At 65.9% G+C, this 16942-nt stretch carries 18 protein-coding genes; 11 read left to right on the top strand and 7 right to left on the bottom strand.

From position 1 onward, the window contains the following. Nucleotides 1-34 precede the first annotated feature (34 nt). Nucleotides 35-619, bottom strand: coding sequence for a TetR/AcrR family transcriptional regulator (locus ABD301_RS27005; protein WP_163569333.1), 585 nt, complete (start codon nucleotides 617-619; stop codon nucleotides 35-37). Nucleotides 620-1047: 428 nt separating this feature from the next. On the opposite strand from ABD301_RS27005, the gene ABD301_RS27010 reads away from it, so the two are divergent. The 8 genes from ABD301_RS27010 to ABD301_RS27045 all read left to right on the top strand — a co-directional run bounded on the left by ABD301_RS27010 (nucleotide 1048) and on the right by ABD301_RS27045 (nucleotide 9143). Next, entirely contained in the window at nucleotides 1048-2136 is a 1089-nt protein-coding gene (locus ABD301_RS27010) for a serine/threonine-protein kinase (RefSeq protein WP_344313231.1), read from the top strand. Further along, nucleotides 2133-3746 carry a hypothetical protein gene (locus tag ABD301_RS27015; RefSeq protein WP_344313232.1) on the top strand — a complete coding sequence of 538 codons (1614 nt, stop codon included), beginning with the start codon at nucleotides 2133-2135 and terminating at the stop codon, nucleotides 3744-3746. Before ABD301_RS27010 ends, ABD301_RS27015 begins: the two co-directional genes overlap by 4 nt. Continuing rightward, entirely contained in the window at nucleotides 3743-4273 is a 531-nt protein-coding gene (locus tag ABD301_RS27020) for a hypothetical protein (protein ID WP_163569335.1), read from the top strand. The genes ABD301_RS27015 and ABD301_RS27020 overlap by 4 nt, the downstream gene beginning before the upstream one ends. Then, on the top strand, nucleotides 4266-6758 hold the full coding sequence (locus tag ABD301_RS27025) for an Hsp70 family protein (RefSeq protein ID WP_344313234.1): 2493 nt from the start codon (nucleotides 4266-4268) through the stop codon (nucleotides 6756-6758). The genes ABD301_RS27020 and ABD301_RS27025 overlap by 8 nt, the downstream gene beginning before the upstream one ends. Then, the gene (locus tag ABD301_RS27030) at nucleotides 6755-7630 is read left to right on the top strand and encodes a tetratricopeptide repeat protein (RefSeq protein WP_344313236.1); all 876 of its coding nucleotides are present in this window, start codon (nucleotides 6755-6757) and stop codon (nucleotides 7628-7630) included. The genes ABD301_RS27025 and ABD301_RS27030 overlap by 4 nt, the downstream gene beginning before the upstream one ends. A 159-nt stretch (nucleotides 7631-7789) precedes the next feature. Continuing rightward, nucleotides 7790-7927 carry a hypothetical protein gene (locus ABD301_RS27035; protein WP_163569337.1) on the top strand — a complete coding sequence of 46 codons (138 nt, stop codon included), beginning with the start codon at nucleotides 7790-7792 and terminating at the stop codon, nucleotides 7925-7927. Between the two features lie 17 nt (nucleotides 7928-7944). After that, on the top strand, nucleotides 7945-8145 hold the full coding sequence (locus ABD301_RS27040; protein ID WP_163569687.1) for a GntR family transcriptional regulator: 201 nt from the start codon (nucleotides 7945-7947) through the stop codon (nucleotides 8143-8145). A 2-nt stretch (nucleotides 8146-8147) separates the two neighbouring features. Next, a complete protein-coding gene (locus ABD301_RS27045; RefSeq protein WP_344313237.1) occupies nucleotides 8148-9143 on the top strand; it encodes a 1-aminocyclopropane-1-carboxylate deaminase in 996 nt (331 codons plus the stop codon). Nucleotides 9144-9199: 56 nt separating this feature from the next. Here the strand turns inward: ABD301_RS27045 and ABD301_RS27050 are convergent, their stop codons facing one another. The 4 genes from ABD301_RS27050 to ABD301_RS27065 form a co-directional block, all read right to left on the bottom strand. After that, the gene (locus ABD301_RS27050; RefSeq protein ID WP_163569688.1) at nucleotides 9200-10054 is read right to left on the bottom strand and encodes a chitosanase; all 855 of its coding nucleotides are present in this window, start codon (nucleotides 10052-10054) and stop codon (nucleotides 9200-9202) included. A 381-nt stretch (nucleotides 10055-10435) separates the two neighbouring features. After that, nucleotides 10436-11143 carry a copper homeostasis protein CutC gene (locus ABD301_RS27055; RefSeq protein WP_344313238.1) on the bottom strand — a complete coding sequence of 236 codons (708 nt, stop codon included), beginning with the start codon at nucleotides 11141-11143 and terminating at the stop codon, nucleotides 10436-10438. Next, on the bottom strand, nucleotides 11140-12597 hold the full coding sequence (locus ABD301_RS27060; RefSeq protein WP_344313239.1) for a M81 family metallopeptidase: 1458 nt from the start codon (nucleotides 12595-12597) through the stop codon (nucleotides 11140-11142). The genes ABD301_RS27055 and ABD301_RS27060 overlap by 4 nt, the downstream gene beginning before the upstream one ends. Next, nucleotides 12594-13757, bottom strand: a complete 1164-nt coding sequence (locus ABD301_RS27065; RefSeq protein WP_163569690.1) for an ROK family protein — start codon at nucleotides 13755-13757, stop codon at nucleotides 12594-12596. The genes ABD301_RS27060 and ABD301_RS27065 overlap by 4 nt, the downstream gene beginning before the upstream one ends. Before the next feature lie 176 nt (nucleotides 13758-13933). Here ABD301_RS27065 and ABD301_RS27070 point away from each other — a divergent pair, with 176 nt between their 5' ends. Beyond that, nucleotides 13934-14251 (top strand): hypothetical protein, encoded by a 318-nt coding sequence (locus tag ABD301_RS27070; RefSeq protein ID WP_163569691.1) that lies wholly within the window; start codon nucleotides 13934-13936, stop codon nucleotides 14249-14251. Nucleotides 14252-14254: 3 nt separating this feature from the next. Here the strand turns inward: ABD301_RS27070 and ABD301_RS27075 are convergent, their stop codons facing one another. Beyond that, entirely contained in the window at nucleotides 14255-15433 is a 1179-nt protein-coding gene (locus tag ABD301_RS27075; protein ID WP_344313240.1) for a cytochrome P450, read from the bottom strand. Nucleotides 15434-15490: 57 nt separating this feature from the next. Next, nucleotides 15491-16156, bottom strand: coding sequence for an organomercurial lyase (merB, locus tag ABD301_RS27080; RefSeq protein ID WP_163569692.1), 666 nt, complete (start codon nucleotides 16154-16156; stop codon nucleotides 15491-15493). A 225-nt stretch (nucleotides 16157-16381) separates the two neighbouring features. Here merB and ABD301_RS27085 point away from each other — a divergent pair, with 225 nt between their 5' ends. Both ABD301_RS27085 and ABD301_RS27090 read left to right on the top strand, forming a co-directional pair. Then, complete coding sequence (locus ABD301_RS27085) at nucleotides 16382-16567, top strand: hypothetical protein (RefSeq protein ID WP_163569693.1); 186 nt, start codon at nucleotides 16382-16384, stop codon at nucleotides 16565-16567. A 44-nt stretch (nucleotides 16568-16611) separates the two neighbouring features. Then, the coding region (locus ABD301_RS27090; protein WP_344313241.1) for a DUF222 domain-containing protein at nucleotides 16612-16942 on the top strand (331 nt) is incomplete at its 3' end.

Genomic DNA, 16942 nt, shown 5'->3' on the forward strand with positions numbered 1-16942 from the left:
TACTATTTTGCGGATGGCAGGGCCGACTGGAGTCTTATGACTTGGCGAGGACAGTGTCGGCTATCCGGCCGAGGTCGTCTTGCGTTGGCGGGTGCCCGGTGGTCAGAAAGGTCAGCACGATCAGCGCCGGCCCGGCGGAGGCGGCCATCGGGGTCAGCGCTTCAAGGCTGCTGACCTCGCCGGTGTCCACGGCATGGCGCAGGATTTCCTGGATCATGGCCAGACGGGAGGCAATGACGGCCTCCACGACGGTGTCGCGGAGGACTGGGTCGTAGGCCAACTGGAAGGCGAGCATGAGGCCAGGCGGAGAGGGGTCGCGCGCGAGATGTCCGGACATCACCGCAAACACGGCCAGCAGGTTGTCCCGCGCGGAAACACCGCGGTCAATCGCAGGCAGCGGCGGCAGGCTGTCGCGGAGGGCGGCCAGCAGCAGTTCCTGTTTGGATGCCCAGCGTCGATACAGCGCCGCTTTGCCGGTGCCCGCACGCGCGGCCACACTGTCCATGGTCAGTTGCGCATAGCCAACGTCCGCGAGCTCGCTGAGCGCCGCCGCGTAGATCGCCTGCTCCAGCTCCGCGCCGCGTCGCCGGTAACGACCAGCCTCGACAGTCGACTCCATCACTCAATAGTAGGCGTTGACGTTCCTTAACCGAAGGCAGTACCCCGCGAATCCGTAATAAACGTTTACGTCTACTAACGAGAGGTGAGCGTCATCGCCGACCGAGACATGACGCCCAGGATGCTGTAGCGCGGCTGGGTCTCGGGTCCCGCGCCCAAAGTTCATTCCTGTCTCCGACTCAACCGCCCTCAGAGCGCCGGTTTTGCCTGCGCTGCCTGGACATCCGGCTGGCAGGTTGCGGCCAGCCGGGAGGGGTCCCGGGAAACTCCTCCTATCGTCAGCAGTGGTCCGGGCGCGGCATCGTGGCCGCGCCCGGACCGGCATCGCGACGACCTGCGACATCTGGCGCGGTCAGACGTTTGTGCCCGCGACAGCGGTGGCCAGGTAGGAGGAAAACACCAGATGACTGTTTCTGACCATCAATGTCGATGCAGCGCGGCGCGGTGACCCTGCTCACGCCCGGCACGCGCATCACGGACACGCTGGTGGTCGACCGGCCGCTGGGCGAGGGCGCGTTCGCCGAGGTGCACCGGGTGAAACACGAATATCTTGGCTGGCAGGCGATGAAGGTGTTCAAACGGGTCGGCTCGCTCGGCCAGACCCGCGCGATGCTGGACGAGGCGCGGCTGTTGTCCGTTCTCGGGCATCGGAACATCGTCCGGCTCTTCGACGCCGGCGCAGTGCCAACCGCCGACGGCGTACGCGGCTATTTCACCATGGAATATGTCGCCGGCGGCAGCCTGCAGCGGCTGGCCGACGCGCACCACGCGGCCGTGCCGGTGGAGATCGCGGTGGAGGCGGTCGAACAGGTCAGCCAAGGTCTCGCCGTTGCACACGCGCAGGCGCCGCCGATCATTCATCGCGATCTCACGCTCGAGAACGTGCTGGTCGGCTACGACGCCACGGGGATGCGCGTACGCATCAGCGATTTCGGCCTGGCGCAACGGGCCGATCCGATCGGCCGACGGTCCGTGGTACCCGGCACGGAGGCGTTCACCTACGCCTTCATGCCACCGGAAGTGGTGCTGCGGCAGGAAAACTACTCCTGCGCCGGGGATGTGTGGTCGATCGGAACTATCGCTTACCTGCTGTTGACAAACAGTCAGCCGTACGAGCCGCGGTACGCCGAAACCTGGTTCTCCGCCAGTAGATTCGACGACCCACCGCTGGCACCGAGTCGGTTCAACGACGACGTGGACAGCGAGCTGGACCGGATTGTGCTGTCCTGTCTGGAAACCGACCCCAGCGACCGGCCGTCCGATGCCGCCGGACTGGCGGCGGCTTTCCGGCGCCGGCGGGAATCCCGCCGCCGGGCCAGTGCGGTTTCCAGCCGTGTCACCACAACACCGACCGACCAGGCCCAGCGGCTGGCAGCGCAGGCGCTTGGGCTCGCTCGCCATCCCAGCACGCTGTCCGAAGCCGCCGACCTGATGGAGGAGGCCGTGATCCGGTCGCCGCACCTGCGCGAACAGCACTTGCCCCAACTCCTGCTCTGGCGGCGTGGGGTGATGATGTGAGCAGCCCGCGGACCACCGCGCACCTGCGCGACCTCGCCGGTCCAGATCTGTACCGCCGCAACGCCTTTCGTATTACCGGGCTGTCCACTACCGCAGATCCGCGGGACATCCGGCAGCGGCGGCAACAATTCGGGGTCGCCTGGCAGGTGGGTACGCAACTAACCGACGACGGTCCCGTACCGCTGCCCGCACCGGCTTCCGAGCCGCAGGTGCGGGCCGCCTTCGACATCCTGGCCGACCCGCGGCAGCGGATCATCCACGAACTCTTCTGGCTTTGGGGAGTTACCAGCAAAAGCTCGTGCACCTGCCTGAACGCGGCGCACGCCCGACACGACGCGGCCGTACGCGCGCACGCCCGGGCACTGGACCTGGAAGCCGACGGCAAACCGCACAAAGAACAGGATCTGCAGGACTGCTGGTCAAAGGCGATCACTTTGTGGAGCGCTGTTGTGGACCATCCCAGTTGGGAAAACCACCTGCGACACCGGATCAGCACCCTCGACGACCCGCGGTTGGACCGCGCCGCGCTGCCCGGCCTGCAGCGCGATCTACCGCTGGTGCTCATCACCCCGACCGCGGAACTCGCCGCGAATGCGTACGTGGACAACAAAAGACACCTGGCGAACCTTCGCCGTTGGTCGGTCCCGATGGCGGCGATGACCGATGCCGTCGAGCGTACGGTCGGCCCGGATCTGGATCAGGTGACCGCCGTTTTGAAGGATGCACAGGGATTATTAGACCGCAACGACCCGCGGGCAGCCGTGGAGTTGGTGGTCAAGAAGGCAAAACCGGTCTTGCTCCGGGTCGGGCCGGTGGCCGAGGTGGGCCGGTTCCGACGAGCCACCACGCTGGTCGACCAAGCCGCGATCCTGCTGAACAACAGCTGCATGCGTACGAACGAGGCCCAGCGCGGAAAACCCACCTACGACCCGGCGAAACTCACCGAAGCGGTGGGATGGCTGGAACACGCGGCCGAGCTCGCGGTGGATGCGGAAACCCGGAAGGGCATTGACCGCAACCGCGAGGAACTGGCGGCCATGATCGACCTGATGGAGCGCATTGGCGGGAAATTCAAGCCATTGCCACCGTCGCCGACTCCCAAGCCCACGCGGATCACCGGCGCCCGCAAGACGTACGCTGAAATACAGCGGGACAAGATGGCCGATGTGATGGACAGCCTCGGCCTCGGCACGACCAAACCAGCCGATTTTCCACCGGAGACCGAGAGCGCCGTGCGGATCGTCCGCCGTTGGACGGACCGGGTGATCCGGGCCGGCCAGGAGGAATACCTCTTCACCTTGACCGCGACCTGGCGCAGCCGTGCCACCGGCAGGGAGCTGATCGACGAGTTGGACCGGCAGCTGAACCTGCTCGGACCCCGCGAGATGGACCGCCGGCGGGCGGCTCGGCGGAACCGATGGTGGTATTTCGTGGCCTCCCTCGCGATGGTGGTGGCCTGCTATTTCTGGACCACCCCAGCCATCACCTGGGGAGCCGCGATCGGCGCGGCGGGATTTGCCGTACTGAGGGGAATCGTGGCAGTAGCGAAAATAGCGAAAAGAATCGTACGGTTCATCGAATCCGACTCGATCGTGCAGGGGCAGCGGTGACGGGCCGCCTCGCGTCCGTACGCGCGGCCCTGCGCCAGCGCCGGCAGCACCGCGCCTTTCGGATCCCCCGTCCATTGTGGACGCAGGAGCAGCACCGCTCGCTCGGTGAACTGGTCGCCGATCTGGAGGGCGCGACGGACGCCGTGGTCCAGCAGCCGAAACCGGCCGTCGACCACAGGGCGCTCGCCGACACCGCCACCAATCTCTGGCGTGCGCTGAGAAAACTCGACAGCGCGAACGGCACGCTGCCAACCGCCGGCCGGCACGCGCATCGCTATCTGCGGGCCACCCGGACCGACCTGGCCACTGGCGGGCTGGTGATCCACGACCACGAAGGCGAGGCCTATCACCCCGGCCTCTCGTTGGATGTGCTCGTACGGGACGACGACGAATCAGCGACCGAGGAAACCATTTTCGAGACCGTACGCCCGACGATCGTGCTGCACGGCGAACGCATCCAGCGAGGCCAAGTGATCGTCGTCGGCCCGCCTTTTCGCCAGTCCAGCAAGGAGGAAACCAGTGCGTGACACCATAGATTTCGGGATCGACCTCGGCACCACGAACAGTGCCATCGCGGTAGTGGACGGCGGCACGCTCCAGGTCGTCAAGAACCACGACCAGATGGACTTCACGCCGTCGGCCATCTACTTGCGCACCTCCAGCGCTGTTCAGGTGGGCGCGGGAGCCCTGGAGTACGTCTACCGGGATCCCGACAACGCGGCCAGCGAGTTCAAACTGGAGATGGGTCAGGCGAACGCTGGCCGCGACTTCGTCCGGGCCGGTGTCCGGCTGTCGCCACCGCAAATGTCCGCGGAGGTCCTGAAATCGTTGCGGGCCAGCGCCGCGACCAAGTACGGCGAGCCGCCGGAGGCCGCCGTCATCACCGTCCCAGCCGCTTTCGCGCTGAACCAGACCAATGCCACCAATGAGGCGGCCCGGCTGGCCGGTTTCACCATCGACTGCCCACTGCTGCAGGAGCCAACCGCCGCAGCTTTCGCGTACGGACTGGAAGATGAGTCGGATCGGGCCACCTGGATGGTCTTCGACCTCGGCGGCGGCACGTTCGACGCCGCCATCGTCCGCAAGCGCGATGGCGAATTCCAGGTCATCAACCACTCGGGTGACCCGTACCTGGGCGGAAAACTCATCGACTGGGCGATCGTCGACCGCGTCCTGGCGCCAGCGGTGGCGAGCCGGTTCGGCCTGCCGGACTTCCACCGGGACAACCCGAAATGGCGCATGCTCTTCGCGCTGCTCAAAGGCAGGGCCGAAAACGCGAAGGTCCAGCTCTCCACGACCGATACCGCCTGGATCGAGGTGGAGCTCCCGGTGGCCGGTGGTCGCGAGGATTTCGAGTACACCCTTACCAGGCAGGAGTTGGAAAAAGTCGCCGAGCCGTTCTACGCGCAGGCGATCCGGCTCTGCCGCGACGCGCTGACCGAGGGCGGCCTCGGCGCCGCGGACGTCGACCGGCTGTTGCTGGTCGGCAGCCCGACAATGGCTCCAGGTCTGCGAAAACTGCTGGCTGACCCGACGGAGGGCCTGGGCATCACCCTCGACCACAGCCAGGACCCGTCCACCGTGGTGGCCCGTGGTGCCGCACTTTTCGCCAGCAGGTTGCGATTGCAGCGGCCAATGGTGGCGCCCAAGGCTGACGAATTCACCGTCGAGCTCGCGTACGAACCGGTGGTGACCGCCGCCCGTACCATCGTCGGCGGTCGCCTGCACAGCTCGTCCACAGTGGACTGGACACGTTTCACGGTGGTGCTACGTGGGTCTGGCACCACCAGTTTCGACAGCGGCCGGCTGCTGCTCAATGCCGAAGGTGGGTTCATGACCGAGGTTGTGGTCACTCCCAAGGAAACCACCCGTTTCACCGTCGAGCTGACAGACGCGACCGGCCGCCGGCAGAAACTCTCGCCCGACTCGCTGTCGATCACCCACACCAGCGCACCCGAACTCGGCAGCGTCGTACTGCCCGAGTCACTCAGCATCGCGAAAGCGGACAACACCGCGGCCTTCATGCTGCGCAAGGGAATCAGCCTCCCGACCGAGATCACCCGGCAGTTCCAGACCACCACGCCGGTGACCCGATCGGACCCGAATTCGGCGGTGGTCATCCCGATCATGCAGGGCGACCGTAACCGCGCGGACCGCAACCTGGAGGTCGGCATCGTCTATATCCGCCCGTCGGACATTCGTTACGACATCCCGATCGGCGCCGATGTGGACGTGACCATTTCGGTCAACGAGTCGAGCCTGGTCACCGTGATCGCAGAGCTTCCGCAGGCGAGCGCCCCGATCGAGGCCGAGATCGATATGGTGAATGTCCGGGCGCTCGACCCGGCCGCACTCGCCGCGCTGCTCACCGACGCCCAACGGCGCCTGGAGTCGCTGCGAGCCGCCGCGCAGGCCGCCCACGCTGCCGACGCTCTCGCGCTGTTCTCTCAGCTGGACAAGGAAAACGCGCTCGGCGCGGCGGTCGAGCTGGTTCGGCTGGCGCGTACCGACCCGGGCGCCGCGACCCCCGCCGAGCGGGCGTTGCGGGCACTGCTGGCCCGCCTCGACGACGTGGCCGACGCGCTCGAGCTGCCGGCCCTGTTCGGTGAGCTGGAGGAAGCCCTGAACGGGTGCGAGGAAGGTGTCCGGCATTCCGGCACCGCGCAGGAGCGGGCGGATCTCCAGGACCTGCGCGCCCAGAGCCAGCAGGCCATCGCGAACAAGGATGCGACCGCCGTTCGCAACCTGACGGAGCGGGCCCACGGGCTGATTATCGAGATCATGCGCCGCAGCCCCACCTTCGACCTGGAGATTTTCTACGCACTTCGGCAGGCCCGCGACCAAATGACCTCGCCCCGGCAGGCGGACACCCTCTTGTGGGAAGGCGAGCAGGCGATCTCCGCCGGTGACTACCGCGCCTTGCCCGGGGTCAACGAGCGGCTCCGGCGGTTGCTGCCGACCGAGGTCGCCGACCAGGTGATGAGCTCCGGCCGACTGAAGGACAAGCAGTGACCAGCGATCTCGCCACGGTTCTCGTCGTCGACCGCGCACGTACGGCCGCGTACGCCGGCGACCTCGACGAAGCCGAGCGCATCCTCGCGACGCTGGCCCCGGACGCGACCGACGAGGCGCTCGACCTGCGCGCCCGCGTGTACGCACAGCGTGGCGACTTCGCCGAAGCGGACGCGTGGTGGGCGCGCATCCCGGAGTCGCCCGGCGCGGTAGCCGGACGGCCACTGATCGCCGCCATCAAGGGCCGCCGCCGTACCCGCCGCCCGCTCTGGCAACCGGGCAGGATCGCCGGCGTCGCCGCGGTCACGGTCGCGGCGCTGGCCACCGGCGTCGTCGTGTGGGTGCACTCCGAGCCCCCACCGCCAGCCGATCCAGCCGTGGCGGCGGCCCAGGTCGCCGAGCAGCGAGCGCGCGCCTTGGAGCAGCAAGCGGCGGCCGCTCAGGCGCGACAAGCCGTCACCGCCAGCAGCCGGGCCAAGGCCCTCGACCAGCTCGCCACCGCCATGACCGTCCCCGGCGTGCACGTACGCCGACAGGCCGACTCGGTCGAGGTGCTCTTCGACGCTGGGGTCTTCTCGTACGACGACAACCTGACCACCGGCGGCGCGATCATGCTCGACCGGATCGGCACCCGGCTGCGCGGCCAAACCGCGTCGATCACCGTCGTCGGGCACGCCCTCGCGGTCCTCGGTGGCCCGCAGTCCGGCGGCTCAGTGGTCGCGCTGGCCCGCGCCCTGGTCGCCGCTCGCCAACTCGCGCACGCGAGCGGCCGTCCGCTGACCGGTTTCGCGCTGTCCAGCGGCGACCAAACCGCCAACCCCTTCCCCCACCCAGCCGCCAACCGTACGGTCACCCTGCTCATGACGCCCTAGTGGTACGCGCGGCGCCGGGACCTAGGTATGTCTAGAGGCGAGTTAGGTGCTCTCTAGGTAGGCCTTGAACAGCGAAGATACACATCCGCTCCCGATGCCGCAGCGCCCCGCGCGGACCAGGATTGGAGTCATCAAGGAACACCAACCAAGGAGATCGAGATGTTTCTGCACCCGGAGATGCTGTCCGCCCTCGCCACCGAACGCCAGCACGAGCTGGTCGCCGAGAACGACCGCCGGCACCTGCTCACCGCGGCCCGTCGGATCCGCCGCGCGAACCGCGCCCACCGCTCGCACTGACATGTAACATTTCAGTTGTGCCAACACTCCCACGGGTCGGGCGAACCCTGCTCAGGGAGACCGCGTACGAGGCGATCCGGGACGCGATAGTACGGGCGGACGTCCCGCCGGGCAATGCCCTGCGGGACGGTGATCTCGCCGAGCAGCTGGGACTATCCAGAGCGCCGGTGCGGGCGGCGCTGGCGTTGGAAACCCTCGCCACCGGATCCGGGAGCTGACCTTGTCGATCGACCGCTTTCCGCGCTATCAGCTGCTTTTCGGCCCCTCCCCGCTGCACCCGCTGAACCGCCTCAGCAAGCATCTCGGCGGCGCGGCAGTCTGGGCCAAGCGAGAGGACTGCAACTCCGGGATCGCGTACGGCGGCAACAAAACCCGCAAGCTGGAGTATTTGGTCGCGGACGCGGTGCGACAAGGCCGCGACACGCTGGTCTCCATTGGTGGGGTGCAGTCGAACCACACCCGCCAGGTCGCCGCGGTCGCCGCCCACGCCGGGCTGAAATGTGTGCTGATACAGGAAAGTTGGGTCGACTGGCCGGACCCGGCCTACGACAAGGTCGGCAACATCCTGATCAGCCGGCTCGCTGGCGCCGACATTCGGCTCGTACGCGCCGGCTTCGACATCGGGTTCAAGCAGAGCTGGGAAAACGCGCTGGCGGAGATTGTGGAGTCCGGCGGCCGGCCGTACCCGATCCCGGCCGGCGCCTCCGATCACCCGCTCGGTGGCCTCGGTTTCGCCCGTTGGGCGTACGAACTGGCCGAGCAGGAGGCGGCGCTGGGCGTTTTCTTCGACACCATCGTCGTCTGCTCCGTGACCGGCAGCACCCAGGCCGGCATGCTCGCCGGTTTCGCCGCCCTGCACGACCACCGCCGGGTGATTGGCATCGACGCCTCCGCCAAACCAATGCAGACCCGCGACCAGATCACCCGGATCGCCCACCAGACCGCGAAACTCATCGGCGCGGCCGACGTCCCGCCGGTGGAACTCGACGAGCGATACCACGCCGGCACCTACGGCATCCCGGATGAGTCCACTGTGGACGCGATGCGGGTGGCCGCCCGCACCGAGGGCATGGTCACCGATCCGGTCTATGAGGGAAAATCGATGGCCGGGCTGATCGACCTGGTGTCCCGCAACGAAATCGAGCCCACGTCCACCGTGCTCTACGTCCATCTCGGCGGGCAGCCGGCGCTCAATGCCTACAGCACCATTCTTTAGACAACAGCGATAACCCGGAAGCCCCCGAGGCATCCGGGTTACTCGCGTGGTGGCGGTCAGCTGATGTGGTATGGGTCGCCGTAAACCTTCCAGTCCAACGGCGTGTGCAGATCGAGGTTGCCCTCGTTGAGGAACTTGGTCTGCTCGGTGTCGACTCGGGAGGTGTCGGAGTGCGCTTCCTCTTCCTTCATCACGGCTTTGCGAACGGCGAGAAACGCTTTCAGGTAGGTCGTTTCGTTGCCACCCTGGGACGGCGGCTTCGCCTTCTTGATCGCGGCCGTACGGATCCCGCCGAAACTGTCGTGGTCAGTTCCGGGGCCGTGCATGACAATCGCGTCGTAATAGATGAACTGTCCCAGCGCGCCAAGCCCGTCGGACTTGGCCTGGCTCACCGCCGGGTTGAAATACACCCGGTCGCGTTCACCGTTCTGCTCGTTCTGGAACGCGGTCAGTTTGGCTGCCGCTTTCCACGCGTTGACAAACGCGGTGCCCAGGCCTGAGTGCGAGTCGGTGCCGTTGACCTTGCGTAGCGCCGGAAGATACTTCGCCAACGGGTTGTCCGGCACGTCGTTGGTGTATTTCTCCACCAGTTCCAGCATATCGCCGGTGCCAGAGCAGAAGCCGATGATGCCAGCGGTGTAACCGCGGCCGTCGCCGATGTCCTCGATGTACGAGTACTGCGACTTCCAGTCCAGCGTGGAGTTCTCCGCGCTGGAGACAAGCTCCATCGCAATCTCCTTCTTGGCCGGGGAGTCGAGGTCGCCACCCGAGGCGGCCGGCACCGCTTGTTCGGCCTGCGCGGGCAGGGCCAGGGTGGCTTGGGCCGGCGAGCCGGCCAGCATCAGGCAGCCGGCCATCAAGGCCGGAATTGCCACGGTGCCGATGATCTTGGTGCGGGGTCCAGCGGGCATGGCGGAGCTCCTTTGGCGGACCGGATGGAAAGAATGTAGCCAAAAGCCGTTTCGCTGCGAGCAAGATAAACCACAAATAACTCGCGGTCCAGACTTTTCTTCAAAAGACGTCCGGATCACGACAAGTCACTGTTATTCCGGACGCTATGTGTGCACCGGGGCATTTTCCCCAGCTGGCCGCTATGTTCGAAAGCTGGCACCAAAATTCGCATCCCTGAACCGACCAGCGCCGACTGTCGACTTAAGACAGACGCAGTGCTGGATATGGAAATAATAGCTAGGGGTTTACAAATTGCCCGCCAAACGGAAATAGCTGAGTAGGGCGATAATAGCTAGGGGTTTACAAATCGTTGAGGTCGACCGATTCAGATCAGACAGGGCCTATGCGCGCACGGCCGCCACGAGCGCGGACGCTTGGGCCGCATCAAACGCTACGATCGCACCGAAATCGACGACCGACGTGCCGCGAGATGGCAGCTGTGTCCGCGGCGCGGCATGCAGGTCACGCACACCGGTGGCTCGTACGATCGCACCGGCGTTCGCGGCACGCACTCCCCCGCAGGCCATGACGGCTACCCGGCCGGCGGCAACCCGCACCATCCCAGCGAGCACAGCGATTCCATCCTCCGCACGAACCGCCTGCCCCGAGCTCAGCACCCGGTTGATTCCCAGCTCGGCCACATTTTCCACTGCTGCCAACGGATCCCGGCACACGTCAATGGCCCTGTGCAAAGTAACACTGCGGCCGCCCGCCGCCGCGACCAACTCCGCCAGCACCGGAAGATCAAGATCTCCAGTCGCCGTGAGTGCCCCGACGACCACGCCGGCCGCGCCGGCGGACACCGCGTGTGCGACATCCTTGACCAGCGTTTCGACTTCTTCGGGAGCATAACGAAAATCGCCGTCGCGCGGTCGTACGAGCATATGCACCTGCGCTGTCGTACGGTCCAACACAGCGGCCAACAGGCCAGGTCCAGGTGTCAGTCCGCCGAGGGCGGCGGCCGAGCACAGCTCAATCCGGTCCACGCCCAGGCGGTCGGCCGCGACCGCGCCCTCGAGCGTGTCCACGCTCAGCTCGAGCCTGATCATGCCAGCAGTTCCGGCGAAAGGTCCGGGTCCGCCATGTCCGGGTCGAAGGGAAACATCGGTCGATCGATCCGGTGATGACCGAGCCGGAGCAGATCCTGGTCAACGCCGCCGGGCGTCAGCGCGAGCAGCCAGTCGGCGGCCATGTCGTAGAGTTCCGGCTCCAGATAGCCGATTTTCACGATCACCAGGTCCGCCTTGCGCGGATTCAGCCCCAGGACAGTGAAATCCGCCTCCAGGTGGTACGGCTTGCGGCGGGAGGTCGCGATGATGTGCAACCCGCCCACCACCAGCACCACAGCCGTACCAGCCACCGGATCGCCGAGATCCACCGCATCCACCTTGGCGCGCAGTGCCACTGGCCCGCACGGTCCGGCGTCGACATGTCCACCGAGTTCCACCCAGACATCGGCGCCGACACCGGCCGCGACGGCCGCCGCCACCGCGACCGGGTCCACGATCGCGGCATAAAGTGTCGTACGTTCCGAGTCCACGATTTCCGGACTATGTAAGAGTTCGCTCAGCGTCCATGACGTGTCACCGGCCCCGCCGGCGGTCGGGTTGTCGCCGCAATCGCTGATGTAAAACGGCCGGGCCGGGCTCGCGACGGCCTGTCGTACGCATTCGGCAAGGGTGCCTGTTGGTGCCACGAAAGCGAAATCCGAGCGGGCATCCCAATACGCGCGGGCCAGCTCGGCGGCTTTCGCGGTGATCACCGCACGATTGTCGCCGGTCACCACCACCGCGGCCTGGCAGCGCGGCTCGTCCGCCCACGCATAGCCGACCCAGATCGCGGCATCCAGGACACCGTCGGTCGCCTCCACCTCGTCGACTTTGGCGTAGACACTCCTGGCCGGCTCCAGCCGAGTGCTGGTTTTCTCGCCCGGCAACAGAACGGGGACCTGCACCCACGCTTTCCCGGGCCGGCCACCGGATCGCAGCCTGCGAACAAGGTTCCGGATCGCCCGCTCGCGGGTGTCCCACGCATCGGTGTGCGGAGCCTTGCGATAGCAGGTGATCAGGTCCAGCGCGATCGCGAGCCGGCGGGAAACGTTGCCGTGCAAGTCCATCGAGGCCGACACCAGCAGTTCCGGGCCGGTGATCGCCCGGATACCCTCGATCAGGTCGGCCTCCGCGTCGGTCCGCCCGAGCACGCTCATCGCGCCGTGAATGTCGAAAAACAGACCGTCCAACGGCCTGGCCTGCCGGAGCCGGACGAAAATCTCGTCGGACAGCTCCGCGTACGCCTGCGCGGTGACCGGACCTCCAGGCAGCGACACCGCGTGCATCAACGGCACCCACTCGATGCCTTCGACCAATTCACCGGCCAGAAAATCGTACCTGGCCAACAAATCCCGACCGCGGGTGATCCGAAAGTCGGCCACAGTGGACCGGTGTGGGGAGAACGTGCTCGACTCGATCGCGATTCCGGCGATCCCGATGCGCAGGGATGTCACGGCGCTGCCCTTCCTCCGGACCGCCCGGCCTCGGCGGCTTGCTCCAACGCTGCTTCCAGGGCCAGCACCCCGGCGCCGACCAGGCCCGCGTCCGGGCCGCCGCGAACCCGGTCAATGCGCAACGCGCTAGTTGCCAGCGGAAGGCATCTTTCGTAGAGAGCGCCCCGAACAGCCGCCACGAACGCCTCCGATCCGGACAACACGCCGCCCAGCAACACCGCGTCCGGGTTGGCGAAATTGACCACCGTCGCCAGCACCTCGCCGACCAACAGGCCGGCTTGGCGTACGGCCGTGGTCACCGTCGGCTCGGCGTCCTCAGCAGCCGCCATCACCGCGGCCGTGTCCGCCAGGTCGAACCCGCGAGCACGCAGCCCGGCCACCAGCGCGGCACCGCTGGCCACCGTCTCCAGACAGCCGCGATTGCCGCAGCTGCAAGGATTGTCGGCGCCGGCTGACATCCGTACGTGACCGATGTCGCCGGCGACCCCAGCACGGCCGCGATGCAGCCGGCCCTCTATCACCAGACCCGAGCCAATGCCCGTACCAGCCTTGACCACCACCAGCGTCTGGCCCGGCGGTTGCCCGCGAGACTCACCCAAGGCCATCAGGTTCGCGTCGTTGTCGACGGTCACCGGCACCTCGAGGTGCGCGGAAAGCGCGGCCCGCGCCCGAAATCCGCGCCAACGCGGCATTCGGGACGCCCACGTCACCGCGCCAGCGCTCACATCGACCGGCCCGGGGAGCCCGACCGCGACTCCCAACCATCGGCCCGGGCACTGAGTTTCGTTGGCGAGAAAGCGGATCTGCGCGGCCAGATCGGCCATCACCGTCTCCGGATCGCCGTTGATGTCCAATGGCGACTCCCGCACCCGCAGGAGAGTGCCGGCCAGGTCAATCGCGCCGATGCGGACATGCCGCGAACCAACATCCGCCGTCCAGACATGCCCGAACTCCGCGTTGACCCGGAGCAGCCGCGGCCGCCGGCCGCCCTGCGAACGCCCTTGGCCGGACTCGGACATCATCCCGGCCGCCATCAGCGCGTGAATGCGTACCGAGACGGTCGACTGCGGCAGGTCAAGCAGCCTAGCCAGGTCCATTCGAGACCCGGCCTGGCCGCTCGCGACCAACCAAAGCAGTCGCAGCGCGGCTGCGTCTAGCATCGTGGCCGGCCCATTATATCAATCATGATGCAAGTTTGCCCTCTTGGCTTGCGACTCTTCTGGTGATTCAATCGCAGCCATCGTCGATACGTCTACAAGATGCGCAAATTACGAGCAAGATCTTCTGACGTTCGGGGGGCGAAAGACTTTAATCAACATTGTTGGAAGTGGGACAGATGAGCCGTCACAGGCGTCGCCAGGCGCTCACGGCACTGGTTCTGGCTCTCAGCCTGGCGGTAACCGGCTGCGCTGGCGGGCAGCGGCAGCACGGCGGTGAAACCCTCCCCCAGGCATCGGCCCCCACTCCGGTACGGGCCAGTGGTGCGGCCATTCTGGATACGGCGGCCGGCGTGATTGACCAGCACGGCCGGGTCATGGCGGCCAGCGACTCGTTCACCAACTGGGCGTCGGCGGCTGGCTCCTGGTCGACGGCCACGTTCTGGGGGCAGCCAGACAGTAGCGGTCGGGGCAGCGAGCCTCGCTCGAAACGCTGATCCCTACCCCAACATGACAGGAAGCGAATCCACCCCATAGACAAACGAGAACGGGTTAAAAGCAACTTCCTCGAAAGCAACTCCAAGCCGCAAGCCGGGGAAACGCCTCAAGAGAGCCGGATAGGCGATCCGCATCTCCAACCGAGCCAGCGGTGCGCCAAGGCAGTGATGCACTCCATGGCCAAATGCCAGATGCCCCGGACTGCGCCGGTCGATATCGAACTTATCAAGGTCAGCACCAAAATCACTGTCACGGTTGGCGGACAACAGGGACCCGATGACAACCTCGCCGGCTCGGATCGGTACACCGGCCAGGGTGGTGTCGGCAACAGCAAACCGAGGGAATACCGCGTAGACCACCGAGAGGTAACGCAACAACTGCTCGATCGCCGGTTCAACGGCCGCATCGTCATCTCGTACGCGGGCAAGCTGATCTGGGTTGCGAAGCAACAGAAGCGTGCCAAGGCCAAGCATTTTGGCGGTGGTTTCGTGGCCGGCGATCAAAAGCAGGTCGCCCACGCCGATCAGCTCCGCGTCGGTGACATCATCGCCGTGTTCACGCACCATCATGCCGAGCAAGTCATCGGTCGGTTCGCGCCGGCGGCGTGCGACGAGGTCAGCCATGAACTCCCGGGATTCGTTGCCCAGAACGGTTCTTTCTTCGAGAGTAATGGAAAGATTCGTCCGGGCCTTACTGCGGCGCTGGAAGTCGGCCCGGTCGTCGGCTGGCACACCCAACAGCTCGCCAATGACCAGTGAGGGCACCGGCAGCGCGAAATGCTCCACCAGATCAGCTGGCGATCCAGCCTGCTCCAATGCGTCCAGCTGCTCGCCGACGATCTTTTCCACCATTGGCCGGAGAAGTTCCATTCGGCGGCCGGTGAAAGCTCCGGTCAGCATGCGGCGCAGCCGAGTGTGCTCGGGCGGGTCATATCCCAGCAGCATCCCGGCCGAGTCGGGGCCGTCGGCTTGTGGTGCGTCGCCCAGGAAAGTGGGCATCACATTGCTGAATCGACTCGGATCGCTCAGCACTTCCCGCACGCCGGCATAGCTCGTAACCAGCCAAGCCTCGGCGCCCATCGGCAACTGAACCCGGGAGACTGGCTGTTCGGTCCGCAAGACGGCCAGCTCAGGAACAGGGTCGAAGTGGTTTCGGTTCATATAGACCGGTGGTTGCGTCATGTCTCGATGATCCCCGCCGGCCAGCAGTTTGTACGGTAAAAGAATCCAAACCTGCCCTTAAAGACCCCAGAATGGGCCGCGAAGGCCAACCGAGGCAAAATACTCGGCCGCCAGCAAAGGCTCACGCCGAACGTAGCCGCGATCGAGCCTACCGGCGTACCAGCCGCGAGCGAGCCGCCACAGCGTCGACAGGTCCATCTCGTAGCCACTCTCATTGCCGGTGCTGCGAAGCCACTCATTCACGCAGCCAGAGTCGCAGAAAATCCGCTGGTTGTGACAACTGTGGACGACGTCCTCCCAGATCTGCTTGGTAGGAACGAGAAAGTGCGCAACCTGGGAGCCCGCCGGCGGCCCCTCCCTGCTGACCTGCCACGCGTGCGCGGTGCCACATTGCGGACATTGGGTGGCGACCAGGACCTCGGGCTCGTCCGGGACCAAATGCGCGATCGCGAAGGAATCCCAGGCACAGCCGCCCCACCAGAGAGTTTTCCTTCCCATCACGGAGAATCCCAGCGGGATGGTGGCGAACGGGTGGGCCATCACAATCTGCCCGCGGCGCAGCACGATGTCCCGGTTCGCGGCCAGGCGGGCGAGCGCCGACTCGACTTCGGTGGGATCAAGACCCGTTTCCGCCGCGAGTTTCGCGGTGCTCGGAGCCAGTCCGGATCGACTCAGCTCGCCGTAGATGACGAGCCGTACGTCCTCGACACGCTTTTCGTCCACTCCCTCAGCATACCGTTCACCTAAGTAGTCGATTTCGTAAGTTCGTCGGGAGATCAGGCCGCTCGGGGTCTGTGCCGGATATTTTTGTTCGTGTTGATCGATCCTGGTCCGCAGGTCGTTGGAATCGTCGTGGGTGAATGCTACCCAACAAAATTCGGTCATTCGAACAGGTGTACGATGTTCGGTATGGGTTGGGCGGTGCGGTGGTCTCATGGTCGGTCGGCGGTGCCGGCTGATCTGGGGGATGACGCGCTGGTCACCGATGTGGTGGAGTGTGAGCGGATGCGGGCGATGATTGATGCCCGTCAGGTGGCGTCTTTTGCTGAGTTGGCGCGTCGCTGTGTGGTTGCCGGGCCTTCGTTGGTGAACGAGTCCACGGTCGCGACGCGTGAGCGGGTGGTGAAGTGGTAGGTGACCGTACGCCTGGGCAGCTGCGTAAAGCGATCCAGCGGGCGATGATCGCGGTCGATCCGCAGGCCGCTCAGGATCGTCATGAGGAGGCGAAGCGACAGCGGCGGGTGCAGTCGTCGCCGGCGGATGATTCGATGGCGTGGATGCGGGCTTATTTGACCGCTGATGAGTTGGCGTCGATCATGTCGATCCTGGACGCGTACGCACGTTCCTGCCCGGACGATGATCCGCGGTCGATGGACGTCCGGCGCGCGGACGCGTTGCTGGATTTGATTACTGGCGGCAGCTTGGGCGACATCCCGGCACCGCAATTCCCGAGCCTGTCACGATTTCTGTGTAAGCCGGAGGTGATTGGCTTACTTGTCTTATTATATC

Source organism: Fodinicola feengrottensis (assembly GCF_039530045.1).
GTDB lineage: Bacteria > Actinomycetota > Actinomycetes > Mycobacteriales > HKI-0501 > Fodinicola > Fodinicola feengrottensis.

Coding starts and splice junctions, on each gene's coding strand:
- ABD301_RS27050 (WP_163569688.1), bottom strand. CDS start 10,054: ATGCCCGCTGGACCCCGCACCAAGATCATCGGCACCGTGGCAATTCCG.
- ABD301_RS27075 (WP_344313240.1), bottom strand. CDS start 15,433: ATGACGCAACCACCGGTCTATATGAACCGAAACCACTTCGACCCTGTT.
- ABD301_RS27065 (WP_163569690.1), bottom strand. CDS start 13,757: ATGCTAGACGCAGCCGCGCTGCGACTGCTTTGGTTGGTCGCGAGCGGC.
- ABD301_RS27055 (WP_344313238.1), bottom strand. CDS start 11,143: ATGATCAGGCTCGAGCTGAGCGTGGACACGCTCGAGGGCGCGGTCGCG.
- ABD301_RS27005 (WP_163569333.1), bottom strand. CDS start 619: ATGGAGTCGACTGTCGAGGCTGGTCGTTACCGGCGACGCGGCGCGGAG.
- ABD301_RS27035 (WP_163569337.1), top strand. CDS start 7,790: ATGTTTCTGCACCCGGAGATGCTGTCCGCCCTCGCCACCGAACGCCAG.
- ABD301_RS27070 (WP_163569691.1), top strand. CDS start 13,934: ATGAGCCGTCACAGGCGTCGCCAGGCGCTCACGGCACTGGTTCTGGCT.
- ABD301_RS27010 (WP_344313231.1), top strand. CDS start 1,048: ATGCAGCGCGGCGCGGTGACCCTGCTCACGCCCGGCACGCGCATCACG.